Source organism: Cupriavidus sp. SHE (assembly GCF_000812445.1).
GTDB lineage: Bacteria > Pseudomonadota > Gammaproteobacteria > Burkholderiales > Burkholderiaceae > Cupriavidus > Cupriavidus metallidurans.
The window spans coordinates 1-24,379 of sequence record NZ_JWMB01000045.1 but is presented as its reverse complement, the minus strand read 5'-3'; the positions used below and the strand labels follow the sequence as shown (position 1 = coordinate 24,379).

At 63.4% G+C, this 24,379-nt stretch carries 19 protein-coding genes and 2 pseudogenes; 8 read left to right on the top strand and 13 right to left on the bottom strand.

All coding sequences use genetic code 11. The features are described 5' to 3' along the window. The 11 genes and pseudogenes from RN01_RS21545 to RN01_RS21490 all read right to left on the bottom strand — a co-directional run. Positions 1–475, bottom strand: a 475-nt coding sequence (locus tag RN01_RS21545) for an MFS transporter (protein ID WP_039016768.1), incomplete at its 3' end; no start/stop codon positions are given. A gap of 79 nt (positions 476–554) precedes the next feature. Further along, a complete protein-coding gene (locus tag RN01_RS21540) occupies positions 555–941 on the bottom strand; it encodes a MerR family transcriptional regulator (protein WP_023110694.1) in 387 nt (128 codons plus the stop codon). 49 nt (positions 942–990) lie between these two features. After that, positions 991–2,496, bottom strand: a complete 1,506-nt coding sequence (locus tag RN01_RS21535) for an efflux transporter outer membrane subunit (RefSeq protein WP_003821143.1) — start codon at positions 2,494–2,496, stop codon at positions 991–993. 20 nt (positions 2,497–2,516) lie between these two features. After that, positions 2,517–5,693 carry an efflux RND transporter permease subunit gene (locus RN01_RS21530; protein ID WP_012614062.1) on the bottom strand — a complete coding sequence of 1,059 codons (3,177 nt, stop codon included), beginning with the start codon at positions 5,691–5,693 and terminating at the stop codon, positions 2,517–2,519. Next, positions 5,690–6,997, bottom strand: coding sequence for an efflux RND transporter periplasmic adaptor subunit (locus tag RN01_RS21525; protein WP_039016767.1), 1,308 nt, complete (start codon positions 6,995–6,997; stop codon positions 5,690–5,692). Before RN01_RS21525 ends, RN01_RS21530 begins: the two co-directional genes overlap by 4 nt. A 111-nt stretch (positions 6,998–7,108) precedes the next feature. Further along, positions 7,109–9,817: a heavy metal translocating P-type ATPase gene (locus tag RN01_RS21520; RefSeq protein WP_071556409.1), complete on the bottom strand. Its 2,709-nt coding sequence runs from the start codon at positions 9,815–9,817 to the stop codon at positions 7,109–7,111. Between the two features lie 187 nt (positions 9,818–10,004). Beyond that, positions 10,005–10,553 (bottom strand): DUF4148 domain-containing protein, encoded by a 549-nt coding sequence (locus RN01_RS21510; RefSeq protein ID WP_039016765.1) that lies wholly within the window; start codon positions 10,551–10,553, stop codon positions 10,005–10,007. 231 nt (positions 10,554–10,784) lie between these two features. Continuing rightward, positions 10,785–11,162: a helix-turn-helix transcriptional regulator gene (locus RN01_RS21505; RefSeq protein ID WP_023110690.1), complete on the bottom strand. Its 378-nt coding sequence runs from the start codon at positions 11,160–11,162 to the stop codon at positions 10,785–10,787. A 43-nt stretch (positions 11,163–11,205) separates the two neighbouring features. Then, positions 11,206–12,234 (bottom strand): cation diffusion facilitator family transporter, encoded by a 1,029-nt coding sequence (locus tag RN01_RS21500; RefSeq protein WP_021205762.1) that lies wholly within the window; start codon positions 12,232–12,234, stop codon positions 11,206–11,208. A 133-nt stretch (positions 12,235–12,367) separates the two neighbouring features. After that, a pseudogene (locus RN01_RS21495) lies at positions 12,368–13,553 on the bottom strand (MFS transporter). A gap of 9 nt (positions 13,554–13,562) precedes the next feature. After that, positions 13,563–13,820 carry a metal-sensing transcriptional repressor gene (locus tag RN01_RS21490; protein ID WP_039016764.1) on the bottom strand — a complete coding sequence of 86 codons (258 nt, stop codon included), beginning with the start codon at positions 13,818–13,820 and terminating at the stop codon, positions 13,563–13,565. 282 nt (positions 13,821–14,102) lie between these two features. Between RN01_RS21490 and RN01_RS21485 the strand changes: the two genes are divergently transcribed. Further along, entirely contained in the window at positions 14,103–15,263 is a 1,161-nt protein-coding gene (locus tag RN01_RS21485) for a TolC family protein (protein ID WP_369799879.1), read from the top strand. Here RN01_RS21485 and RN01_RS33225 read toward each other — a convergent pair. Next, positions 15,223–15,986, bottom strand: a protein-coding gene (locus RN01_RS33225) for an IS5 family transposase (protein WP_128654794.1) whose coding sequence is annotated in 2 segments (ribosomal slippage) — positions 15,223–15,671 and positions 15,671–15,986 — 765 coding nt in all. Because the reading frame shifts where the segments join, the coding sequence is not laid out codon by codon here. The genes RN01_RS21485 and RN01_RS33225 overlap by 41 nt on opposite strands. A gap of 109 nt (positions 15,987–16,095) precedes the next feature. On the opposite strand from RN01_RS33225, the gene RN01_RS34020 reads away from it, so the two are divergent. From RN01_RS34020 to lpdA, 6 genes are all read left to right on the top strand, one after another. Then, positions 16,096–16,257, top strand: a complete 162-nt coding sequence (locus RN01_RS34020; protein ID WP_225104336.1) for a hypothetical protein — start codon at positions 16,096–16,098, stop codon at positions 16,255–16,257. Positions 16,258–16,291: 34 nt separating this feature from the next. Beyond that, positions 16,292–16,843 carry a hypothetical protein gene (locus tag RN01_RS21470; protein ID WP_039016763.1) on the top strand — a complete coding sequence of 184 codons (552 nt, stop codon included), beginning with the start codon at positions 16,292–16,294 and terminating at the stop codon, positions 16,841–16,843. Next, the gene (locus RN01_RS21465; RefSeq protein ID WP_003821159.1) at positions 16,840–17,955 is read left to right on the top strand and encodes an efflux RND transporter periplasmic adaptor subunit; all 1,116 of its coding nucleotides are present in this window, start codon (positions 16,840–16,842) and stop codon (positions 17,953–17,955) included. The genes RN01_RS21470 and RN01_RS21465 overlap by 4 nt, the downstream gene beginning before the upstream one ends. Before the next feature lie 13 nt (positions 17,956–17,968). Continuing rightward, positions 17,969–21,115 carry an efflux RND transporter permease subunit gene (locus RN01_RS21460; protein ID WP_039016762.1) on the top strand — a complete coding sequence of 1,049 codons (3,147 nt, stop codon included), beginning with the start codon at positions 17,969–17,971 and terminating at the stop codon, positions 21,113–21,115. A gap of 53 nt (positions 21,116–21,168) precedes the next feature. Continuing rightward, positions 21,169–21,567 (top strand): hypothetical protein, encoded by a 399-nt coding sequence (locus RN01_RS21455; protein WP_015912828.1) that lies wholly within the window; start codon positions 21,169–21,171, stop codon positions 21,565–21,567. A gap of 105 nt (positions 21,568–21,672) precedes the next feature. Further along, entirely contained in the window at positions 21,673–23,100 is a 1,428-nt protein-coding gene (gene lpdA, locus RN01_RS21450) for a dihydrolipoyl dehydrogenase (protein WP_039016761.1), read from the top strand. 109 nt (positions 23,101–23,209) lie between these two features. Here lpdA and RN01_RS21445 read toward each other — a convergent pair whose 3' ends face one another. Then, positions 23,210–23,566 (bottom strand): metalloregulator ArsR/SmtB family transcription factor, encoded by a 357-nt coding sequence (locus tag RN01_RS21445; RefSeq protein ID WP_003821162.1) that lies wholly within the window; start codon positions 23,564–23,566, stop codon positions 23,210–23,212. Positions 23,567–23,801: 235 nt separating this feature from the next. Here RN01_RS21445 and RN01_RS21440 point away from each other — a divergent pair. Further along, positions 23,802–24,281: pseudogene (locus RN01_RS21440) on the top strand (copper ion binding protein); the annotation flags it as partial. Positions 24,282–24,379: the final 98 nt, after the last annotated feature.

Here is a 24,379-nt window from a genome sequence, read left to right as displayed (position 1 = left end):
GCGTGAAGATCACCAACTGCGGCCCGATGATGGCGCCCGCGAGACCGCCCACCATGACCCAGGAAATGGCCTTGGCCTTAAGCGCGTCCTCGGCGGTGTCGGCGGCTGCGAAGCGGTAGCTCTGCACATACGCGCCGTAGAAGCCCGCCAGGAAGGTGCCGGCGCAGAAGATCCAGAACGAGGCCAGCATGATGCCCAACGCGGCGATCAGGCCCGAGGCCACGCCGAAGCCGACCCCCACCACGTATCCGTTGCGGCGGCCATGGCGCCGCATGATGAAGGCGGCAGGCAAGGTGCCGATGGCAAGACCCAGGCCGAACAGACTCACGGGCAAGGTGATCCAGGCCGAATTCTTGGCAAGCTGCTGGCCGACCAGCCCACCCAGCGACATCACGATGGGCGCGCTGGCGCCGCCGAGCGCCTGCGCGGCGGTGAGAACGCCGATGTTTCGGCGCGTGATGCTCTGGTCGGTCATGGGCGTCTTTCTTATTCGTTTGTCTGGCCGGAAATATTACACGCATGAATATATATTCAGTTATATGGACATGCGATGCTCACGAACCATCGCGAGCCGGTCCATCCTCGGAAGCCCCGGCGGAAGCAGCACCGTGCAGGGCCAATGCGAGCAGGTGCTCTTTCACCTGGATCAGTTGCTCCATGCGTTCCTCAACACAGGCGAGATGGCCTTGGACAGCCTGCCTTAGCAGCTCAGGTTCCAGGACCCCCTCATGTGCCCAACCCAGTAGGCGGCGCACGTCATCCAGGCCGATTCCCGAGGCACGGTAGTTGCGAATCAGGTGAAGCCGTTCGACATGGGCCGGGCCATAGCGCCGATAGTTGTTGCGTGACCGCTCCGGGGCTTGCAACAGGCCCTCCCGCTCGTAGAACCGAATGTTCTCCGGGGGGGTGCCCGTCAAGCGCGCAAGTTCACCGATCCTCATCCGGTTCTCCGTGCGCAACGATGGGGAACGCCGCCGTTGCGCATAGCCCTTATCCCGGCGACCGGGCGGATGGTTGCCCGGTGGCGCCCGATTGCACCGTGTGCTCAGTCCAGCCGCCACCCAGCGCCTTGTAGAGGTGGATGAGGTTGTTCAGCCGCGTCAGGCGCGTGCGCACCAGGGTCTGCTGCGCACCGTACTGTGTGCGTTGCGCATCGAGCAAGGTGAGGTTGTCGTCCACGCCTTCCTGGAAGCGTTGCTCGGCTAGTTGGTAGGCTTTCTGGCTAGCCGCTACCAGGAGCTGCTCCGAGCGGATCTGCTCATCAAGCGTGCGCTTGCCCGCCAAGCCGTCAGCCACCTCAGCAAAGGCCGCCTGGATAGACTTCTCGTAGTTGGCGATTTCGATCCTCTTTTGTACCTGTGCCACGTCCAGATTGGCTCGCAACGCGCCGCCGCGGAAGATGGGCAGCGTGATCTGCGGCAGGAAGCTCCAGGCCCGCGAGCCCGAATCGAACAGGCCGTCCAGCGAAGCGCTGGCCGTGCCCGCCGAGCCCGTGAGGCTAATCGTCGGGAAGAACGCGGCCCGCGCCGCGCCGATGTTGGCGTTGGCGCCGATCAGCATCTGCTCGGCGGCGCGGATGTCCGGCCGACGCGCGAGCAGTTCGGACGGCAGGCCGCTCGGCAGGTCGGTCGGCACGATGTCGTCCGGCAGCGCCACGGCCTCGTCAAGCTGCCGGGACAGCTCCGGCGTCAGCGGCTGGCCCAGCAGCAGCACCAGCGCGTTGCGGTCCTTGGCCGCCTGCCGCGTGTAGGCGGCGCGGTTGGCCTCGGCGGTGCGCAGCGCGATCTCCGCGCGGCGCAGGTCGAGCTGCGTGGAATTTCCCGCTTCCACCAGTTGGGTGGTCAGGTCATAGGAGCGCTTCTGTGTGGCGAGGGTGTCGCTCGTCAGGCGCAGCAGTTCCTGGTCGGCGCGCAGCGTGAGGTAGGCGCTGGCCACCTCGGACACCAGGCTCATCTGCGTGGCGATGCGGGTCTCGTCGAGGGCCAGGTAGGACGCCAGCGCCCGGTCGTTGAGGCTGCGGATGCGGCCCCACAGGTCCAGCTCCCAGGCGGCCGTCACCCCGGCCACGTCGTAGCGCCGGAGCACGTCGCTTTGCCCCGTGGTACTGAGGTCGGCCGGTACGCGCTCTGACGCGCCGCGGGCGGAAACGCCCAGGTTCGGCAGCATCTCGGCACGCTGGATACGGTACAGCGCCTGAGCCGCCTCCACGTTGAGCGCGGCTTTGTGCATGTCGCGGTTGTTCTCCAGCGAAATGCCGATCAACTGCTGCAGCAGCGGGTCGCGGAAGAAGTCCCGCCAACCGATCTCGGCCGTGATCGCGTCGTCGGGCGTCGCGGCCGCCAGTTCCACATAGGCCGCGCCCGAGGGATAGGCCGTGTCGATCGGCGCTGCGGGCCGGTCATACTTCGGTGCCATGGAGCAGCCAGCCAGCGCCGCCGCGAGGGCGAGCGGCGCCAGCGTCCTGGCGGGTCGTGTGAATGCGAAAGATGTTTTCATGTCGTATGTCCTCCTGGCCGTCATGCGTGCTGGTCGGTCATGCCGCCACGGGCATGGCGCGCTTCGCGGCGCAGCGCCAGCTTGCGCACCACAACGTAGAACACCGGCGTCAGCACCAGGCCGAATACCGTCACGCCCAGCATGCCGGCGAACACCGCGATGCCCATGGCGTGGCGCATCTCGGCGCCCGCACCGCTGGCCAGCACCAGCGGCACCACGCCAGCGATGAAGGCGAACGACGTCATCAAGATCGGGCGCAGCCGCAAGCGCGCGGCTTCGAGCACGGCTGCCAGCGGATCGGCCCCTTCGCTTTCCTTCGCGCGGGCGAACTCCACGATCAGGATCGCGTTCTTGGCAGCCAGGCCGACCAGCACCACGAAACCGATCTGCGTGAAGATGTTGTTGTCGCCCCCAGAGAGCCAGACGCCGGCGATCGCCGAGAGCAGCGCCATGGGTGCAATCAGCAGCACAGCGAACGGCAGCGACCAACTGTTGTACTGGGCCGCCAGGAACAGGAAGGCGAGCAGCACCGCCAGCGCGAAGATGTAGATCGCCGTGTTGCCAACCCGTTTTTCCTGGAAAGTCAGGTCCGTCCATTCGTAGGTCATACCGTCCGGCAGCGATTCGCTCACGATCTTCTCAATCGCGGCGGTGGCCTGGCCGGACGAGTAGCCCGGCGCTGGCCCGCCGCTGATGTCGGCCGAGGGAAAGCCGTTGTAATGCATCACCCGGTCGGGGCCGGAACTGCGCTCGATGGTCGCGATCGCGCTCAGCGGGATCATGTCGCCCGCTGCATTGCGCACCTTGAGCATGCCTATGTCCTCAGCCTGCATGCGGAACTGCGCATCGGCCTGGGCCATGACCCGGTAGGTGCGACCGAAGCGGTTGAAGTCGTTGACGTAGAGCGAGCCAAGGTTGACCTGCAGGGTGTCGAACACCTCGGTCAGCGATACGCCCTGCGACTTGGCCTTCACCCGGTCGATGTCCACCTGCAACTGCGGCGCATTGGTCTGGAAGCTGGCGAGCATGTTCGCCAGCTCGGGCGCCTGCATGGCCTTGCCCATGATCTGGCCCTGTGCCTGCGCAAGCGCCTCGGGACCCAGGCCCGCCCGGTCCTCGATCTGCAGCTTGAAGCCGCCCATCGAACCCAGGCCCGGCACCGGCGGCGGCGGGAAGATGCCAACGAAGCCGTCCGGGATCTGGCTGAACTTGCCCATGAGCTTGCCCTGGATGGCGAAGGCCGACAGCGACGGGTCCTTGCGCTCATCGAAGGGCTTGAGCATGGCGAACATCAGCGCGGTGTTCGGCTGGTTCACCGGTCCATTGACCGACAGGCCCGGGAAGGCCACCACGCTCTCGACGCCCGGCTCAGCCAGTGCGATCTTGGTCATCTCCTTGACGACCGCCTCGGTGCGATCCAGCGAGGCGCCGGTCGGAAGCTGGGCGATGCCCACGAGATAGTACTTGTCCTGGGCCGGCACGAAGCCCGCAGGCACCTTGTGGAAGCCCAGCCAGGTCAGGCCCAGGAAGCCGACGTAGAGCAGCAGCACGATGGCGCTGCCGCGCACCGCGCGGCGCACGCCCCCGACGTAGGAATTCGAGGCGCGATCGAAGAAGCGGTTGAAGCGGCGGAAGAAGCCGCCGAACACGCCGTCGATGATGCGCGTGAGACGATCGGGCTTGGCCGCGCCGTGGTGCGGCTTGAGCAGGATGGCGGCCAGCGCTGGCGACAGCGTAAGCGAGTTGATCGCCGACAGGATGGTCGAGAACGCGATGGTCAGCGCGAACTGGCGATAGAACTCGCCCTGCAGCCCCGACAGGAACGCCGAGGGGATGAAGACCGCTGCCAGCACCGAGGTGATGGCCAGGATCGGGCCAGTCACTTCATCCATCGCCTTGCGCGCCGCATCCTTGGGCGATTCGCCCAGCGCCATGTGGCGCTCCACGTTCTCCACCACCACGATGGCGTCATCCACCACGATGCCGATGGAGAGCACGAGGCCAAACAGCGACAGCGTGTTCAGCGAGAAGCCGAACATGTGCATCACCGCGAACGTGCCGACCAGCGAGACCGGCACGGCGATCAGTGGAATGATCGACGCGCGCCAAGATTGCAGGAACAGCACCACCACGATCACCACCAGGAGGATGGCCTCCAGCAGCGTGACGGCGACGGACTGGAGCGAGGCGCGCACGAAGACTGTGGGGTCGTAGGCGATCTTGTACTCGATGCCTTCGGGGAACTTGGCCTGCAGCCGCTCCATCGTCGCGCGCACCGCGCTGGACGTGTCCAGGGCATTGGAGCCGGGCGTCATCAGGATTTGCAGGCCGACCGCGTTCTCGCCGTCGAGCTGGCCGCGCATGGTGTAGTTGTCCGAGCCCAGTTCCAGGCGTGCGACGTCGCGCAGGCGGGTCACCTGGCCGTTGGCGCCGGCCTTGATCACGATGTCGCCGAACTGCTCTTCGGTGGTCAGGCGCCCCAGCGCATTGACGCTGACCTGGAAGGCGGCCGACGCATTCGGCTGCTGGCCGATCGAGCCGGCTGCGACCTGCACGTTCTGCTCGCGGATGGCGGCGACCACATCGCTGGCGGTCATGCCCCGCGATGCGACCTTCTCGGGGTCGAGCCAGACGCGCATTGCGTACTCGCCTTCACCGCCGATGATCACGTTGGCGATGCCCGGCAGGCGCGCCAGTTCGTCGCGCACGTTGAGCATCGCGTAGTTGGACACGTACAGCGGGTCGTAGCGGTCCCCCGGCGAGAGCATATGCACCACCATGAGAATATCGGGCGCGGTCTTGTCGGTGACCACGCCGATGCGCTGGACCTCGGGCGGCAACCGGGGCAGCGCGCGTGAGACGCGGTTCTGCACCTGGATCTGCGCGACGTCGGGGTCGATGTGCTGCTCGAACGAGATGGTCAGCACCATCCGCCCGTCCGTGGACATCTGGGACTGCATGTACATCATGCCTTCCACGCCGTTGACCGCCTGCTCCAGCGGCGATGCCACGGTGTCGGCGATCACCTGCGGGTTGGCGCCGGGATAGCTGGCGGTGACCTGCACCGTCGGCGGCGTGACCTGCGGGTATTCGCTCAGCGGCAGCTGGAAGTAGCTGATCGCGCCTGCGATCAGCATCAGCACCGACAGGACGATGGCGAAGATCGGCCGGTTGATGAAGAAGCGGGGGAAATTCATTTGCGGGCCTCCGCCGAGCCGGCCGCGCCGTCAGCCTTGGCGGGGTCCGCGCCACCGGCCTTGGCAGGCGCCGCAGCGGGAGCCGGAGCGTTTGCCGCAGCCTTGGTCGCGCCGGCCGCGCCGGCGGCCGGTGCCGCGGGCGCCTGCATGGGCACCATGCGCGGCGTGACCGCCATGCCGGGGCGCACGAGGCCCTTGATGATGATCTTCTCACCGGCCTGCAGGCCGCCGTTGATGACGCGCAGCCCGTCCACCACCGGCCCCAGTTCGATGGGCCGGTACTGGGCCTGGTTGTTCTCGCCCACAACCAGCACGTAGTTGCGCCCTTGGTCGGTGCCCACGGCCTGATCGTCGATCAGGACGGCCTCGCGCGCCGCGCCGGTGGACAGCTTGGCCCGGGCGAACATGCCGGGTGCCATGCGCCCATCCGGGTTGGGCACAACGGCGCGCGCGCGGATCGTGCCGGTGCTTCGGTCAATGGTGTTGCCGACGAAGTCAAGCGCGCCCTTGTGCGGGAAACCCTTGTCCGTGGTCAGCCCGACCTGCACGGGCAGCGAAGCCTTGCTACCGGCGCCCGCAGCGGGCCGCGAGCGGCTGACGACGTTGAGATAGGTGGCCTCATCAATGTCGAAGTACACGTGCAACGGGTCGATGGATACGATCGTGGTCAGCAGCGTGGCCGCGCCGGCGCCGCCACCGCTGACCAAGTTGCCCTCGGTCACGAGCACGCGGTCGACGCGCCCGGCGATGGGCGCAGTGACGCGGGCGTAGGACAGGTCCAGCTGAGCCGCAGCAACGGCGGCCTTAGCCGCCTGCACCTGAGCCTGGCGCGCGTTGCGTGCGGAGGCGGCATCGTCATAGGTCTTGCGCGCGACGGCGCCGGTCGCCACCAGGCGCTCGGCGCGGTCAAAGTCGGCCTGGGCCTGGCTGGCCAGCACCTCGGCCTGACGCAGTTGCGCCACGGCCGTGTCGAGCGCAACCTGGAACGGCCTCGGGTCGATCTGGAACAGCAGTTGGCCCTTGCGCACGAGGCTACCTTCGGGAACGCTCACCGCATCGACGGCGCCGCCGACCCGCGAGCGCAGCTCGACGGTCTTGGGCGCGGCCAGGAAGCCGGTGTACTCGGCCGATGGCGCGACCGTGCGGGTAATGACCTCGGCCACGGGCACCTGCGGCGCCATCGGCGCGCCCGCCGGGGGCGCCGCGGCCTTGCCCTCGTCCTTGGCGTCGCGGGCAGCGATCGCTATCCCCCCGACGGCTGCGATGACGCCTGCCACCACAATGATTCTGATTTTTTTACGCATGGAAGTGACCCTTTCTTGGATGCAGGACTCCGGCCCTTCCGAAGCGCTCTACAGACATTTGTGTGGAGGCTAGGCGTTACAACGACGGCAAGGTCAAGCCCTCTTGTTGCCTCAGCGGGCAGACGGCACGGGCAAGGTGGTGGGACGCCCGGCGTCGTCGCCGTGGTTGGCCTCCGGCGCGCCCTTGAAGCGCAGCAGGCGCAGTGCGTTCAGCGTGACCAGGGCCGTGGCGCCGGTGTCGGCCAGCACGGCAACCCACAAGCCGGTGATACCCAACACGGTGGTGACCAGGAACAAGCCCTTGAGGCCAATGGCGAATACGACGTTTTGGTGGATGTTGGCCATCGTCGCCCGCGACAGGGCCACCAGGTGGGCCACGTCCGTGACGCGGCTCTTGAGCAGCGCGGCATCGGCGGTTTCCAGCGCCACGTCCGTGCCGCCGCCCATGGCGATACCCACGTCGGCGGTCGCCAAGGCCGGCGCGTCGTTGATGCCGTCGCCGACCATCGCCACCTTGGCATCACGCTTCATCTCGTTGACCAAGCGCAGCTTGTCCTGCGGCAGCAGCTCGGCCTCCCACTCGATGCCCAGCTTGCCGGCGATCGCCTGCGCGGTGCGGCGGTTGTCGCCGGTCAGCATGACCGAGCGCACGCCCATGGCGTTGAGCTGGGCCACGCCTTCGCGCGCGTCGCGGCGGGGCTCGTCGCGCAGGGCCAGCAGGCCCAGAACGTTCTTGCTGGCTTCGTCGAACAGGACCACCACGGTCTTGCCGCCATCCTCCAGCTTGTCGATTTCCCTGCGGTGCGCGGCTGTCAGCGTGGCCGTCTGTTCCGCATGGGCGGGCGATCCGACAGCGAGCGCACTGCCGTTCACGGTGGCGCGCACCGCCTTGCCGGCAATGGCCGATGCGCCCGTGGCCTGGGGAATCGCCACGTCCAGGCTCTTGGCATGGGCGACAATGGCCTTCGCCAAGGGATGGTTTGAGCCGGACTCGACAGCGGCGGCAAGCGCAAGGACCTGTTGATGCTTGAACAGCCCGAAGGGCAGGACCTCGGTGATGCGCGGCTTGCCCTCGGTCAGCGTGCCAGTCTTGTCGAAGGCAATTGCGCGCACGCGGCCGATGGTTTCCAACGCGTTGCCACCCTTGATCAGCAGGCCCCGTCGTGTGGCCACCGCAAGGCCCGAGGCGATGGCCGCCGGTGTGGAGAGCACCAGCGCACATGGGCAGGCAATCAACAGCAGTGCGAGGCCGCGGTACAGCCAGGTACCCCAGTCGCCACCCATGGCAAGTGGCGGAACCACCACGATCAACGCCGCGATGGCCATGACGGCAGGGGTGTAGTAGCGGCTGAACTTTTCGATGAAGCGAGCCGTGGGCGCCTTGGAGGACTGCGCCTGCTCCACCAGTTGGATGATGCGAGAAATGGTGTTGTCCGATGCCGTCTTCTCGACTTGTACTTCGAGCACGCCATCGACGTTGATGGAGCCGGCGAACACGTCGGCACCGATAGCCTTTTGACGCGGTACGGACTCGCCGGTGATAGGCGACTCGTCCAGGCTGCTTTCACCGCGGAGGATCTTGCCGTCCGCAGGCACCCGGTCACCAGGGCGCACCAGCACGCGGTCGCTCACGCGCAGGGAAGCGGCGGGCACTTCGCGCTGCCCGCCCGCGGCATCGAGCAGTACCGCCGTCTTAGGCACCAGGGAGGCCAGCGCCTTGATGCCGGCGCGCGCGCGGCCGGCGGCCACGCTTTCCAGCAGCTCGCCGATCGCGAACAGGAACACCACGGCAGCAGCTTCCTCGGCCTCGCCTATCACGAGCGCGCCCAGCGAGGCGACGACCATCAGCGTTTCGATAGAGAACGGCGAGCCTGACACAGCCAGCGCGAAGGCTTTGCGAGCGAACGGCAGCACGCCCGCGATCACCGCAGCGGCGAAGATCCATTCAGCGTAGCCAGGAACGAACTGCGCGATCGCGTAGGCCGAGCCCATCAGGCCGCCCAGGCCCAGCACGTGCCTGCCTTTCTTCGTCTGCCACCAGCGCTGATGGCGCGCCGTCGATGCTGCTGCTGGGGCCGCGGGTGCTGAGCCATCATGGCGGCGCACGTCGGAGACGCCGAAGCCCAGGCTCTTGATGGTCTTCTCGATGTGGCCGAGCTGCGTGGGGCCGCCAGACGCGAGCGTCAATTCCAGCGTTTCTGCGGTGAAGTTGATGCGGGCATCGGACACGCCATCCATGCGAGCGAGGGCCGTTTCGATCTTGCCGACGCAACTGGCGCAGTCCATGCCCTCGACGCGCATGGACACGTTGGGGGGCGTGCTGGGTGCTCCACGGGAGGCAGAGGCCGGCGCATGGTCATGCCCACTGCAGGCCCCGTGATCGTGACCGTGGTCATGGGCATGGCCGTGACCATGGGCATGCCCATGGTCATCACCGCACGCTTTGCCGTGCGAATGATCGTGCCCGTGGTCGTGGGCATGCCCATGGTCATGGTGGCCGCCGCAGCCGGCGTGGTCATGCGCGTGGGCCGCATGGCGCGGTGCAGGTGCTGCGGACATTTCGGACGCGGGCAGTGCCTGCACGTCGAAGCCCAGGGACCGGATTTTCTTGGCAATGTCGCGTGCAGTATTTCGGCTACTTGTGCTGCGCGTCAACGTCAGCGTCTCATTTGTAAAATTAACCTGTACATTTGATACGCCATCAATTCGACCAAGCGCTGTTTCAATCTTGCCGACGCAACTGGCGCAATCCATACCTTCGACCCGAAAGCCCAGTTGTTCGTCCTGCGCTCCTGTGCCGTCCTTTGTTTCCAAAGACATATCAATCTCCTGGTTCTCTGAGTAATCGCCGTGGCAGGACGCACAAATCAGCGATCGGAATGTTATACAAACAAATGAACACTTGTTTGTATGTTTATTCAAAAAAAAGAAAGAATCTCTTTCTGGCTGAACCATCCGACCGCTGCTTTATGCTGCTGCCATTAAGTCATTTTTTGTTGCGCAGCATCTAGTAGGTTTCAAATGCGGTGCGGTAGGCATCACTATAGGTATCAGGCGTCTGCTCACCAGCCCAGAATCCAGCCATTCCCGCAACCTGCCAATCTGCCAAATCACTCTTTACTTGAGCACGAGTCAATGCCACCGGAGCCTTGTAAGCCGCACCCAGCTTGAGCTGGAGGTAGCTCTCGTAGGCTTGTTGGTAGGCTTGGGTGTGCGAAGCGGTGGTGATTCCGCGCGAGGTGAGCGCGTGCATGCCGGAGATTTTCCACAGTTCCAAATCAGCCATCACTTCAGCACGAGTCTTTCCTGCTGAGGGCGCCTGATACATATCACCTTGGGTCAATTGCAAGTAGCGCTGAAAGGCAGCCTGGTATTGAGGGCTGGACGTATCCGGGCCGCTTTCGCCGCGAGACAACGCTTCCAGCCCAGATTGCCTCCAAGCAGTCAGATTTTCTTGGACCTGTTGCCGTGTCATATCTGCGGCGAACGGTTGAGCGTTTGCTCCAGCAGCAAAAAGTGCGGAAAGCAGAACAGCAAAGCGAATTTTCTTGGACATGGTCAATACTCCTTGACGTTAAAAATAATGGCGTGGTCCTTACGCCTTTCGGATACCCCGTAGACAAATAATAACACACATGAAGATATGTTCAAGTGTTTATTTTTAGAGTGCTTTTTGCTTGTGGGGTCTTCTAGGCATTCAGCAAGGCGCGCCGGTGTCTCTCTAGATTGATAGCCAAAAAAAGCCTACCCCTTGAAGGAGTAGGCCGGCGCGCACTCACATGTTCAGTCAATCGTCGTGTCTGTCCTCCGAAATGTGAACCGCCATGTCCTGGAGTACCTGGCTGACGTGCTGGTCGGCAATGCCGTAGAAGATGTGCTTGGCTTGGCGCTCGCCGCGCACGAGGCGCGCGCCGCGCAACAGGCGCAGGTGATGGCTGACCAAGGACTGCGACAGGTCTAGCGAGCCAGCAATGTCGCCCACTGCGACCGATCCGCGCATGCACAGCAACAGGATTTTCAATCGCGATTGGTCGCCCAGCAGGCGGAAGGTCTCTGCCAGAACAGCGACGTCACTTTGCGATAGTGCGAGGACATCAGTGGTCGTGCCGTGGTTAGAGGTCGAACATTGCACAATAGCGGCGCTGGTGGTTTTGCGGGATGTCATGGATTCAAACCCTCAAGTGAACTGCGAACCGTCTAGCACGGCCTCAATGCTTGTGACCGGGAGCGGAGTGGTCATGGTCATGGTCATGATTGTGCTCACTGTGGTCGTGGCCGCTGTGGTCCTGACGGCCTGTCGTGGGTTGCAGGCTGCAGATGTTCTCGTCAGCCTCCGAGTTCCAGTCGATTCCGACTGTGGCGTGTTCGATGCTGAACTGCTCTCGCAGCACCGCCTCGACGCGCTTGACCACAGCTCGCGCCTCCTCGTCCACGTTGGGTCGAACGTGTAGCGTGGCCATCGTGCGACCGGAAGTGAGTTGCCACACGTGAACATGGCTGACAGCCGCCAGGCCGGGCACAGTGCTCATCAGGCCTTGTTCCACCTTTTCCGGCGAAGCGTCCTCTGGCGCACCCTCCAACAGGATATGGATCGACTTGGCCAGGAGCTTCCAGGCGCTGCGCAGAATCAACGCCGCTACTAGAACCGACAGGATGGGGTCGATCGGAGTCCAGCCGGTGAAGTAGATGACGATCGCTGCAACGATGGCGCCGACAGAGCCGAGCAGGTCACCCATCACGTGGAGGATGGCACCTTTCACATTGACGTGATCGGTTTCGCCGCGGGTCATGATCCACAGCACGAGGACGTTGATCAGTAAGCCGAGCACGGCGACGATCATCATCGGGCCGGCGAGGATGACGGGCGGCGCCTGCAGCCGCTCCCACGCCTCGTAGGCGATCCATGCGACGATCGCGAACAGGGTCACGGCGTTCAGGAAGCCGGCGATGACCTCGAAGCGCAGGTAACCGAATGTGCGTTTGCTGTCGGCTGCGCGGCGACCGAATCGGAAGGCAGCGTAAGCCAGGGCAAGTGCCACGGCGTCGGTCAGCATGTGGCCAGCATCGGCAAGTAGGGCTAGCGAGCCCGACAGCACGCCGCCGACAGCTTCCACGAGCATGAAGCCGAAGATCAGGAAGAAGGAAACCAGAACCTTGCGCTCGTTGGCGCTGGTCACTGTGGGGGTGTGGTCGTGATCATGGTCGTGACCATGATCATGTGCATTGGATTGGGACATGGGCGCCTCTGCTGGTTGAGTGTTTGACTATGGTGAAATATAACACATGAATATGTGTTCATTTGATATATTTTGGCTCACCCTTCTCAGCCTCCGAAGCCATGCGTTGTGATGCCGCAACGAGAAAATGTGCCTATCCTTTCGGCCAGATACGGTGCAGGTCATCCAGAATCAGCTGGTGATGGTGCCTGCCTTGGTCTGCGTGTGTGCGTAAATGAGGGTGATCCGGCGGCAAGCTGGGGTGGTCATGCGCCACGTCAGAAGGGTCGCTGGCCGGCCACAGCCAGAGCGTCAGCGCCACGCCGGCCAAGCCGACCAGGGACATGACAATGAAGGTCGATGGCAAGCCCATGACCGCGCCGAAGCGGCCGGCAAGTGGGTAGCAGATGAGCCAACAGGCGTGCGACAGCGCGAAGTGTGCCGCGAAGATCGCAGGACGGTCCTCGGCATGGGCCGAGCGGCGCAGAAGACGGCCGGATGGCGTTTGCGCCACGCTGTAGCCAAAGCCGATGATCAACCACAGCGGCAGCAACAATGCATAGCTCGGCAGCAGTGCGCCGATCCCCGTGCCCACGACCAGTACGGTAGCGCCGGTGAGCATCGCGGTTCGGTCGGCCACCTTTTCCAGTAAGGATGGCAGAACGAAGGCTGCCACCATCGAACCGCCTCCGAATGCCGCCAGTGCCGACGCCACTTCGACCTCGCCTAGGCCAAAGCGCGCCTTCACGAGAACCACCGTGTTCACGATCACCATGGCGCCCGCCGCCGAGACGGCCAAGCTGATCGCCAGCAGGCCCCGCAGGCGTGGCGTAGCGAGATAGATGCGTGTGCCGCGGGTCGTGCGATCCCAAATGCCGCGGCGCGGTCCGGGAATAGTTGTGGGCAACCGCACGCTGACCACGAGCGCGGCTGAAACGAGGAAACCGAGCACTGTTCCCGCGAACAGGTTGTGAAAGCTGATGACGGTCAGCAGCGCAGCAGCCAGCATCGGGGAAATCAGGCTTTCCAGGTCATAGGCCAGCCGGGACAGCGACAGCGCCTTCGTGTAGTCCTCTTCATCGGGAAGGATGTCCGGGATAGTGGCTTGGAAAGTCGGCGTGAAGCCGGCGGATGCCGCTTGCAGGACAAAGATCAGCAGATAGATCTGCCAGACCTCGGTGACAAATGGCAAACAGATCGCGACAACCGCTCGTACCAGGTCCAGCGCTACGAGTAATGACCGTCGCGGGAACTGGTCGGCGAAGGCCTGTGCCGACGAGTGCGATCACCTGCGCGGTGAACAGGTGGCGGTAGGTGCGGTTCTTTAGGACGGAGAGCATCGAGAGACCTCAGAGCAGTTTGGTTAGTGCCTTCATTTCGGCCAGAACGGAGTCCTCATCATGAGACAGGCAGTGGTCGATGTGGTCATGGATCAGGACGCGCTTGGCCGCTGTGACGGCGCTCTCCACCGCAGCGAGCTGGCGAGCGATGTCCAGGCAGGTTTCTTCTCCTTCGATCATCCCGATGACGTGTCGCAGATGACCCTCGGCGCGCTTGAGCCGTTTCACGAGATCTGGGTGGCTGGTGTGCTTGTGCATCTCTTTCATGCAGCAATCATATCCCCCCCTGGGGGATATGCTCAAGGAGTCTGCATAGCTGTTTGCGCAGTGGATTAGCCCCACCTCGCCTCTCGATGTCTTGCGCCCGACGCCCTCTCTAAGGCGATTGGTGCTCAAAGGAGGTAAGGTTTTCTTTCCCATTCATATGAATAAATATACAATTGTTCATATCTAAGCCAGTAGACAGTGGCTTTTCAACGACAAGCACTTGCTCGGAAAGAGAACACCCAGCCGGGGGTAAGTACTGATGCAACACCGATGGAGAATTGAATGCTTCGCAAAGACATACGCAAGGGATGGATATGGGCGGTATCCACGCTTTGGGCCGGCACCGTGCTAGCCCAGCCAGTAGCCGCCCCTCACGTCCCATCCAGACCAGACAGCCACATGGTCGCCCAATTGTGGGAGTCAGCTTGGCAGCGGCAGCCAGAAGCCGCTGGAGAAGGCGCCTGGCAGCAGGCCGCCCAAGCACGCCAAGAGACGGCCGGTAGTTGGGTGGCAGGTCCGATGGCGCTGGAAGCCTCCACCAAAACTGATCGGTTCAACAACCGCAACGGAAAGCGCGAATATGAAGTCGGGGTGGCTATTCCCCTTTGGATGCCTGGTGAGCGCGCCTCGTCGGCACGCTGGGCGGACGCGGAAAGCCTCGCTCTATCCAGCCGGATGCTGGCCGCCAAGCTACGCACGGCCGGACAGGTTCGCCAGGCATGGTGGGCATGGCAGCGTGCCCAGGCCGAATTGATGGCGGCGCAGGATCGCACCCGCAGCGCGGACGAGTTGGCGCAAGATGTGGCTCGCCGGGTTCGCGCGGGCGACCTGGCGCAAGCCGACAGAAACCAGGCCGATGGCGCCTTGGCGTCGGCTCGTAGTGCCCTGGCCATTGCTCAGGCCGAAGAAGTCACGCAGCGCGAGGCGTTGTTGGCACTGACCGGCATCGAGAGTATCCCGTCGCAGGCCGATTCCGCGCAGCCGGAGCAGTCAGGTGTCCGAGTTCAACCGGCATCGGCACAGCCGTCCGGCGCGTTGTTGGGTAACCACCCTGCGCTGCTGGAACTGCAGCACAAGGCGCTGGCGGCCCGCCGCTCTGCGGAACTGGTGTCCCATCAGAAGTACGCCAACCCCGAACTGACCCTGGCGACCACGCGGGATCGGGGCGGCTACGGCGAACGCTACAACCAGACGATCACGGTGGGTGTGCGCATTCCCTTCGGTACGGGTAGCCGTCATACCGAGCAATTGTCCAGCGCCAATGCGCAGGCACTGGAGGCTGAGTCGGCACTCGCGGCCCAGCGCACCCGGCTACTCTCGGAAATTCGAACTGCCCAATCGCGCGAACTGGCAACCAGCACCCAGATGCAGGCCGCTTCGGAGCGCCAGCGACTAGGGCCTGTTAACACATCCGAAGTCCATCAGCGACAAGGACGAAGCTGATGAAGCCCAGGAACATGAGGTCGAGTTTCTCGAACCGCGAGAAGATGCGGCGATAGCCCTTGAGCCGACGGAACAAGCGCTCGACCTCGTTGCGACGCTTGTACATCTCGCGGTCGTACTCCCAAGGTTCGATCCGAGTCCTCATGGGTGGCACAACCGGAATGAAGCCCAGATCAAGTGCCAGCTGCCGCGTCTCGTTGCCTTCGTAGGCACGGTCCATCAACAAGTGCACTGGTCTGCTGGTCGGCCCAAGACTGCTGAGCAGGCGCCGGCCTTCAGGCGCGTCGTGCGCCTGACCAGGCGAGAGGCAGAACGTCACGGCCGTTCGAGCATCCGCGGCAACCATATGAATCTTGGTGTTCCATCCGCCTCGGGACTTTCCGATGGCTTGTGGGCCGTTTTTTTTAGTGCCCCCGTGCCGTCGGGATGGACCTTGATGCTTGTGGAGTCCAGCGAGACCGCCTCGATCTTGATGCGCACGACCTGCGCGCGCTGTAACTCCTCGAACATGCGATCCAGGACGCCTGCTTTGGTCCAGCGGTTCATACGCGTGTAAATCGTGTGCCAGTTGCCGAAGCGCTTGGGCAGTCCGCGCCACTTGCAGCCATGCTCGGCCACATAGAGGATCGCATTGACCACCTGCAGGTTACTCAGGCTGACGTTGCCACGCTGCTTGGGCAGGCAGTGCTCAATAGTGGCGAATTGTGCGGGCGTGATCTCCATGCCCGAGATTGTCCGATGCAATCGCCACGATCGCCATTAGTGTTAACACGCCCTAGCCCAACAAACGCGCACCTTCTACCAAAAGTCGTTCGCGATGGGCGAGACGGACATGCCGACACGCCTTCGCATCGAGCAGGAGGCCACCGAGGCCGAGCGCGCGGCGCTGCTCGCCAAGGTGGAGCATGCCGCGGCCATCTCGTCCCTGTTGCAGGCTCAAGGCACGCTGCCGCAGCCGACCGAGACTTTCACTGACATCTCCGGCACGCGCTGATCAGCGCGCGCTCAACCATCCTGGAACCTTAGAAATGTCGCAATCCTCTTTCTGGCGTGCTGCTGCCTTGTCCAGCCTCCTGCTTGGCACCAGCGCAACGTGGGCCGGCGACGGCCATGACCATGGCGAAGCCGCTCCTGCCCCCGCAGCGGCCGCGCTTCCGCGCTTTGCCGCAGTTTCCGATGACTTCGAACTGGTGGGTGTGCTGAACGGCCAGCGTCTCACACTCTACCTCGACCATGCTGCCGACAACCGGCCGGTGACCAATGGCGAGCTGACCCTCGAGCTGGGTGGTCGACAGGTAAAGGTCAGCCCACACGGGGTTGGAGAGTTCGAGGCCGATCTGACTGAGCCGCTATCCGATGGCGAGACCTCAATCATGGCCACTGTTACTGCGCAGAGCCAATCGGACCTGTTGACTGGCGTTCTCGATGTTCATAGCGAAGACGCCGAACACGAGCATGCCGTCGCATCCGGCCGTGTGCTCGTACTAGGTGGCGGTGCCGCAGTCCTCGGCGTCGGTGTCCTAGCGTGGGCGCTGCGCAGACGTACACGCACCAACGGTGCACTGCGAGGTGCAGCATGAAGCGCAACTTCCGTTTCCTAATGACGACGGCCATGGCGGCTGCATTGGCTCTGGCTGCTCCCGCGTTCGCTCACGACGGTCACGACCACGGCGACGAAGCGCCGGCTGCGTCTTCCAATGGCCCCCAGCGCCAGCCTGATGGCAGCGTGTTTCTTCCGAAACCGTCACAACGTCAGATCGGTGTACGCACCCAGCTGATCAAGCAGGAGCCCTTGGCCCGCAGCCATGAACTGGCTGGCAAAGTAATCATGGACCCGACGACAGGCGGCAAGGTCCAGGCAATGGTAATGGGCCGGCTGGTGCCCGGGCCGGATGGTCTGCCGCAGATCGGCCAATCCGTGCGCAAGGGCCAGGTGCTGGCTTACATCGAACCGGCCAGCGGTGTGCTGGAGCGCTCAGGCCAGATGGCCCAGGTTGCCGAGCTGCGTGCGGGCCAAGCGCTCGCGCAGAAGCGCCTGGCCCGGCTGCGCGAGCTGTCGGAGACCGTGCCCCGCAAGGAGATCGAAGCAGCCGAAAGCGAAGTAAACAGCCTGACCGAACGCGCCCGCGCCTTGAGCGGGGGCCTCGCCGGCAGGGACGTACTAAAGGCCCCAGTCAGCGGCGTCATCGCATCCAGCCCCGCAGTTGCCGGGCAGGTCGTGGATGCGCGCGAACTGGTGTTTGAGGTGGTCGATCCGACCCAACTGCGCATCGAGGCGCTTGCCTACGATCCGGCAATGGCACAGAACCTGGCCGGTGCTGCACTCGCAGTAGGCGGTCAGAAGGTGCCGCTGAGCTTCGTCGGGGCCGCCAGCAGCCTGCGCGAGCAGGCCCTGCCCATGCTGTTCAAGGGCACCAGCGAAAGCCTCTCGCGCTTGGCGGTCGGTATGCCGGTGGTGGTCTTCGTGCAAGAGGCGACGACGGTACCTGGCTACCGCGTGCCTTCCGGTGCGCTGATGAAGAACCCTGCCAACCAGAACATCGTCTGGGTCAAAGACCAGGCCGAGCGCTTCGAGCCACGTGTCGTGAACATCACTCCTTTGGATGGTGCATCCATCGCTGTCACTTCGGGCCTGGCGGACGGCGACCGCGTGGTTGTCGAGGGCGCGTCCCTGATCAATCAAGTTCGTTGAGGGGCACCATTCCATGTTCAAGTGGCTTCTCGAAAATAGCTTACGAAACCGGCTCCTGGTCATCATCGGGGCGCTGGTGCTGATGGCGTATGGCGCGTTCACCCTGACGCGCACGCCGGTAGATGTCTTTCCCGATCTCAACAAGCCGACCGTCACTCTCATGACGGAGGCTGGCGGCATGGCTGCCGAAGAAGTCGAGCAGCTCATCACGTTCCCGCTCGAAACGGCCATGAACGGCCTGCCCAGCGTCGAAAGCGTGCGCTCGGTCTCCAGCGCCGGGCTTTCCTTCATCTACGTGACATTTGACTGGAAGACAGACATCTTCCGGGCGCGCCAGATGGTCTCCGAACGCCTGACGTCCATGGAGGAAGGGCTAGCCCCGGGCGTGACGCCCACGATGGGGCCAATCAGCTCAGTGATGGGCGAGATCATGCAGATTGCAATCCCCATCGGTGCCAAGCCCTCAGGGCAGAAGAACGCAGCCCCGCCGCTGTCGGCCATGGACACGCGCGAGTACGCGGACTGGGTGTTACGCCCCCGGCTGATGGCCATACCTGGCGTTGCCCAAGTCATCCCGATCGGAGGCGAGGTCCGTCAGTTCCAGGTCCAGCCCAACACCACGCGAATGTCAGAGCTGGGCGTGACTGCGTCCGATCTGGATGCGGCTCTCAAGGGCTTCTCCGCGAACACTTCCGGCGGCTTCCTGGAGATCAATGGCCGCGAGTACCTGATCCGCAACCTGGGCCGCACGTCCCGACTCGACGACCTGCGTAACCTGCCTCTCGCGGTGCGTGCGGGCCAACCCATCCTGATCCACCAGGTCGCCGATGTTCAGTTTGCGCCAGCCATCAAGCGCGGCGATGCGGGCTTCGAGGGCCTGCCAGCCGTGATCCTGGGCATCCAAAAGCAGCCCACGGCCGATACGATTGCACTGACCCGCTCGATCGAGTCAGCGTTAGCGGACATGAAGGGCTCACTGCCGGCTGGCATGGCCGAGCCGCAAGTGACCTTCCGACAAGCCAACTTCATCGAGGCGTCCATCAGCACGCTGCAAGGCAAGCTCATCGGCGCATCGGTCTTCGTGGCGGTGATCCTGTTCTTCTTCCTGGGCACTTTGCGCCCCCTGGTGATCGCGTTGACCGCGATTCCTGCCTCGATCTTCGTGACCGGGCTGGTGTTCCACTATTTCGGCCTGTCAATCAACACCATGACGCTCGGTGGGCTGGCGATCGCCATCGGCGGTCTCGTGGACGATGCTGTGGTCGATGTGGAGAACATCATGCGGCGGCTCAAGGAGAACCGCGCCCGCCACCCTGAGAACCGGCTGACGCCCCTGGTCATCGTTGCCAGGGCCTCGATGGAGGTTCGCTCGGCGATTCTCTACGCCACGATGATCATTGTGCTGGTGTTCCTGCCCCTGTTCGCGCTGCCGGGGATGGAAGGGCGCTTGTTCGTGCCGCTGGGCATCGCTTTCATCGTCTCCACGCTAGCCTCGCTGCTGGTCTCTGTGACGGTCACTCCGGTGCTGTCGTACTACCTGCTGCCCAAGATGAGGACGCTGGACCATGGCGACACTCGGATTCTAGCCTGGCTTAAGGCGCGTTATCAGGGCGGCCTGCAGCGGGTCTTGCAGCGGCCGCGTGCCGCCCTTGGCATGGCCGCTGTGGCTGTCACACTGGCTGTCGCCGCGGTGCCATTCTTCCCGACCACGTTCCTGCCCCCGTTCAATGAAGGAACGTTGCTGGTGGGCCTGCGCCTGAATCCCGGTGTGACGCTGGCCGAATCTTCGGCGCTTGCCCAGCAAGCCGAGCTGCTGGTCGCGCAGGTGCCGGAGGTGCAGCACGTGGGCCGGCGCAGCGGACGGGCCGAGCTGGACGAGCATGCCGAAGGTGTGCATGTCAGTGAACTGGACGTGGGTCTGCTGCCTGCCTCAGAGCTAAAGCGCTCCATGGAGGAGATCACCGCCGACATCCGTTCGCGTCTGGCTCACTTGCCCGGCTCCATCGGCATTGGCCAGCCGATCTCGCACCGCATCGACCACATGTTGTCGGGGGTGCGCTCGCAGATCGCCATCAAGGTGTTCGGCGAGGACCTGGACGTCCTGCGCGGGCAGGCGGATCTGCTGCGCGCCAAGCTGGCCGGAATTCCGGGGCTTGCTGACCTGGAGATCGAAAAGCAGGTCCTTGCGCCGCAGATCAAAATCCGCGTGGATTATGCGGCGGCGGGACGCTACGGCGTGGCCGCACCGCAAATTCTGTCCACGCTACAAAGCCTGGTCGAAGGCGAAAAGATCACCGAGGTCATCGAGGGCAACCGCCGCTTCGCGCTGGTGGTTCGCCTGCCCGAGCAGGCGCGGTCGATTGAGGGCTTGAGCCGCATCCTCATCGACACGCCCATGGGTCGGGTCCCGTTGTCGCGCCTTGCCACCATCGAAGACAGCGACGGCCCCAACCAGGTCAGCCGCGACGATGGCCGTCGGCGCATAGTTTTGTCGGCCAACGCTCAGAGACGGCCCCTGTCCGAAGTAGTGGCCGACATACGCAGCGTCGTCCAAGAAGTGCGCTTGCCCGAAGGCTACTTCATCACGCTGGGCGGCCAGTTCCAGGCACAAGAGGAAGCCTCGCGACTGGTGGGCCTGCTGTCCATCGTCTCCCTGACGCTCATGTTCGTGGTGTTGTACACGCGCTACAAGTCGGTCGCCCTATCGGCGCTCATCATGGTGAACATTCCATTGGCCCTGGTCGGCGCCGTGCTGGGGCTGTGGCTGTCTGGCCAGCCGTTGTCCGTGGCCGCTCTGGTCGGCTTCATCACGCTCGCGGGTATTTCTGTGCGCAACGGCATCCTGAAGGTGAGCCACTACCTCAACCTCATGCGCATGGAGGGCGAGGACTTCGACCAGAAGATGATCGTGCGTGGCTCGCTCGAACGGCTTTCCCCGGTTCTGATGACCGCGCTGGTCACGGCCTTCGCACTGGCCCCGCTGTTGTTCGAGGCGTCACGACCCGGTACTGAGATCCTGCACCCCGTCGCGGTGGTGATCTTCTCGGGGCTGGTCAGCTCCACGCTGCTGGACACCTTCCTTACACCCGCCATGTTCTGGCTGTTCGGCCGCAAGCCTGCCGAACGCCTGCTGGACGACCGCGACGCGGGGGCATTCTGATGCAACGCCTTCTGTCACCCGATTTCAACCACCGTAACCCTATAGGAGCTTTCATGTCTGTTCGATTTCGTTCCCTCACGGCTGGCACCGCCCTCGCCCTGGCATCCGTCACCGCCTTCGCCGCAGGCGACCATGACCACGCGCATGACCACAAGCCGCTGCATGGTGGCGTCGTGACCGAAGTCCGGGACGTGGACTACGAGTTGGTCGTTCAGCCCGCAGCAGCGCAACTCTACCTGCGCGACCACGGCAAGCAGGTCAACGTAAGCAACACCAAAGCCAAGCTCACGCTGTTGACCGGCTCACAAAAGCAGGAGGTGCAACTCACGCCTGCCGCGGACGGAAGCCGCCTCGAAGGCAGCGGGACCTTCGCCGCAGCCAAGGGCACGAAGGCCGTTGTCCAAGTCGAACGTGGGGGCAATACCGCGAGCGCCCGGTTCGTTCTTCCGTAGTGTTCAACGTGATCGTCAGGGAACGAGCTGTAATCTGGCGACCACCTGACAAAAGGCGCGACATAGGCGCTCACTATTTCCTCAAAAACTTTGGAGATGTAAATCATGGAAATGCATTTCGACGTCATTGTTATCGGTGCCGGCCCAGGCGGATACATCGCGGCCATTCGCGCTGCCCAATTAGGCATGAAGGTCGCTTGTGTAGATGCCTGGAAGAACAAGGACGGAAAGCCAGCACCTGGCGGCACCTGCAACAACATCGGTTGTATCCCTTCGAAAGCGCTACTGCAGTCGTCAGAGAACTTTGAACAAGCCAAGCACCACTTTGGCACGCACGGCATCTCCACGGGTGATCTGCGCATGGATGTGACCACGATGTTGGAACGTAAGAATCAGGTCGTGAAGTCCAGCAACGAAGGCATCCTTTATCTGTTCCGCAAAAACAAGGTCCAGTTTTTCAACGGCCTGGCGTCTTTCACCAGGACTGTCGATGGTGGCTTCGAGGTGAGCGTCGCCGCCGATGAGGCTGTTACCTTGGTTGGCAAGCAGATCATCGTTGCCACAGGCTCCAACGTGCGGCCGCTCCCCAACCTACCGTTCGATGAGCGGGTCGTGCTCTCCAACGACGGCGCGCTGGACATCGCGGCTGTGCCTGATCGGTTGGCCGTCATCGGTGCCGGCGTGATCGGCCTGGAGCTGGGCTCCGTTTGGCGCCGCCTGGGGGCGGATGTCACGATCCTCGAAGGCTTGCCCAGCTTCCTGCCAATCGTCGACCAAGCCATCGCCAAGGAGGCGAAGAAGGCGTTCGACAAGCAAGGCCTGAAGATCGAACTAGGTGCGAAGGTTCGCGAAGTCAATGCAACCGAGGCTGGCGTGACTATTCACTACACCGACAGCCAGGGCCAGACGCAGTCCTTGCAGGCAGACAAAGTGATCGTGGCTATCGGCCGTGTGCCGAACACCGAAGGCCTGAATCCGGCCGCCGTGGGACTCCAATTGGATGAGCGCGGCGCCGTACTGGTGGACGATGAATGCCGCACCAGTGTGCCCGGCATCTGGGCCATCGGTGACGTGGTGCGTGGCCCGATGTTGGCGCACAAGGCGGAAGAGGAAGGTGTCGCAGTGGCCGAGCGCATTGCCGGCCAGCACGGTCACGTCGATTTCAATACGATCCCCAACGTCATCTACACCAGCCCGGAGATTGCCTGGGTAGGCCGCACCGAGCAGCAGCTCAAAGAGCAGGGCACCGCCTATCGAATTGGTTCCTTCCCGTTCATGGCCAATGGCCGCGCGCGTGCGCTGGGCGACACGACGGGCCTCGTCAAGGTGATCGCCGATTCTGCCACGGACGAGATACTCGGCGTGCATGTAGTCGGCCCGCAGGCCAGTGAACTGGTGGCCGAGGCCGTGATCGCCATAGCGTTCAAGGCCAGCAGCGAAGACATCGCCCGCATCTGCTTTGCCCATCCGACCCTCTCCGAGACGTTCAAAGAGGCCTCGCTGGCCGTGGACAAGCGCGCGCTCAACTTCTGATTGATCGGAAGCGGCATCCAAACCACCTCACCGAACGCAGCTGCGGGCGGTGGGGCGCATATCGCCATGGAACGTAGGCCACGCTGCAACGGCATGCTATGCCCAACAGTTACTCGTCGTTGTGGTCTTCCGCGATGTGGGTGGCCATATCCAGCAGCACCTGGTTCACGTGCTTGTCCGCCACCTCATAGAAGATCTGTTTGGCCTGGCGCACGCCCTTGACCAGGCGAGCACCGCGCAGCAGCCGCAGGTGGTGGCTCACCAGCGACTGCGAGAGTTCGAGGGTTTCAGCGATATCCCCGACCGAGGATGAGCCCTTCATGCAGCACAGCATGATTCTCAGCCGGGACGGGTCACCCAGGAGGCGGAATGTCTCAGCCAAGATGGTCACGTCATTCTGTGACAGCGATTCCAAATTGGCGCTGGGATCCTTCGGTGGGGTACTGAATGGCTTACTTGTATTCATTTTTAAAATATTTCCTAACCTCGAATGGCTGTTTTCGCCCTTCAGAATTAACAAGGCAGCAGCCGCTTAGGCGCGCGCAGCAAAGAACCAGTGCGAGCCTGGCAGGCAAGGCCTCCGCTCCCCGTGCACCGGGTCATTTCTGAAACCTGACAGCATCCGAAAAAGCGCTTGACCTTCCCACGATGGTAAACCCTAAGCTCCCTCCATGTCGAATTTCAACTATGGGAAGCACACCATGAGCATGGCAACAACGAGTAGTGCTGGCGGCCAAGCAGCGGCAATCAGCCTGCCCATCGAGGGCATGACCTGCGCAAGCTGCGTCGGCCGAGTCGAGGCCGCCCTTGCCAAGGTCGAGGGCGTGGCAAGCGTGTCTGTCAATCTCGCCACCGAGCGAGCGGACATTCGCCTGAACCGTGCTGTCGATCGCATGGCGCTGATCCAGGCGATCGAGAAGGTAGGGTACGACGTGCCTCAGGGCACCATCGAGCTGGCGATCGGAGGCATGACCTGCGCTTCGTGCGTGGGCCGCGTCGAGAAGGCGCTCAAGGCGGTGCCGGGCGTCACTGAGGCTGTGGTCAATCTGGCGACCGAGCGCGCTACCGTGCGTGGTGTGGCATCCGTGCAGGATCTAATCGCGGCTGTCGATAAGGTCGGCTACGAGGCCAGCCCTGTCGATACCAGCATGCAGGCCGACGAGGAAGCCGCCGAGAAAAAGGGGGTATTCGGAAAAGGCTGTTGATTCGGTGTTGTAGGTCAGCATCTACATTTCAATTTTGATTTCGTAGATTGCTGTTGACAGCCTGCATTCTTGGC

Excerpts from the sequence above, each read along its gene's own strand:
- RN01_RS21470 (WP_039016763.1), top strand. The coding sequence starts at position 16,292 with ATGTCGCAATCCTCTTTCTGGCGTGCTGCTGCCTTGTCCAGCCTCCTG.
- RN01_RS21460 (WP_039016762.1), top strand. The coding sequence starts at position 17,969 with ATGTTCAAGTGGCTTCTCGAAAATAGCTTACGAAACCGGCTCCTGGTC.
- RN01_RS21485 (WP_369799879.1), top strand. The coding sequence starts at position 14,103 with ATGCTTCGCAAAGACATACGCAAGGGATGGATATGGGCGGTATCCACG.
- RN01_RS21520 (WP_071556409.1), bottom strand. The coding sequence starts at position 9,817 with ATGTCTTTGGAAACAAAGGACGGCACAGGAGCGCAGGACGAACAACTG.
- RN01_RS21445 (WP_003821162.1), bottom strand. The coding sequence starts at position 23,566 with ATGAATACAAGTAAGCCATTCAGTACCCCACCGAAGGATCCCAGCGCC.
- RN01_RS21505 (WP_023110690.1), bottom strand. The coding sequence starts at position 11,162 with ATGACATCCCGCAAAACCACCAGCGCCGCTATTGTGCAATGTTCGACC.
- lpdA (WP_039016761.1), top strand. The coding sequence starts at position 21,673 with ATGGAAATGCATTTCGACGTCATTGTTATCGGTGCCGGCCCAGGCGGA.
- RN01_RS21535 (WP_003821143.1), bottom strand. The coding sequence starts at position 2,496 with ATGAAAACATCTTTCGCATTCACACGACCCGCCAGGACGCTGGCGCCG.
- RN01_RS21530 (WP_012614062.1), bottom strand. The coding sequence starts at position 5,693 with ATGAATTTCCCCCGCTTCTTCATCAACCGGCCGATCTTCGCCATCGTC.
- RN01_RS21490 (WP_039016764.1), bottom strand. The coding sequence starts at position 13,820 with ATGAAAGAGATGCACAAGCACACCAGCCACCCAGATCTCGTGAAACGG.
- RN01_RS21500 (WP_021205762.1), bottom strand. The coding sequence starts at position 12,234 with ATGTCCCAATCCAATGCACATGATCATGGTCACGACCATGATCACGAC.
- RN01_RS21525 (WP_039016767.1), bottom strand. The coding sequence starts at position 6,997 with ATGCGTAAAAAAATCAGAATCATTGTGGTGGCAGGCGTCATCGCAGCC.
- RN01_RS21510 (WP_039016765.1), bottom strand. The coding sequence starts at position 10,553 with ATGTCCAAGAAAATTCGCTTTGCTGTTCTGCTTTCCGCACTTTTTGCT.
- RN01_RS21455 (WP_015912828.1), top strand. The coding sequence starts at position 21,169 with ATGTCTGTTCGATTTCGTTCCCTCACGGCTGGCACCGCCCTCGCCCTG.
- RN01_RS21540 (WP_023110694.1), bottom strand. The coding sequence starts at position 941 with ATGAGGATCGGTGAACTTGCGCGCTTGACGGGCACCCCCCCGGAGAAC.
- RN01_RS34020 (WP_225104336.1), top strand. The coding sequence starts at position 16,096 with ATGCCGACACGCCTTCGCATCGAGCAGGAGGCCACCGAGGCCGAGCGC.
- RN01_RS21465 (WP_003821159.1), top strand. The coding sequence starts at position 16,840 with ATGAAGCGCAACTTCCGTTTCCTAATGACGACGGCCATGGCGGCTGCA.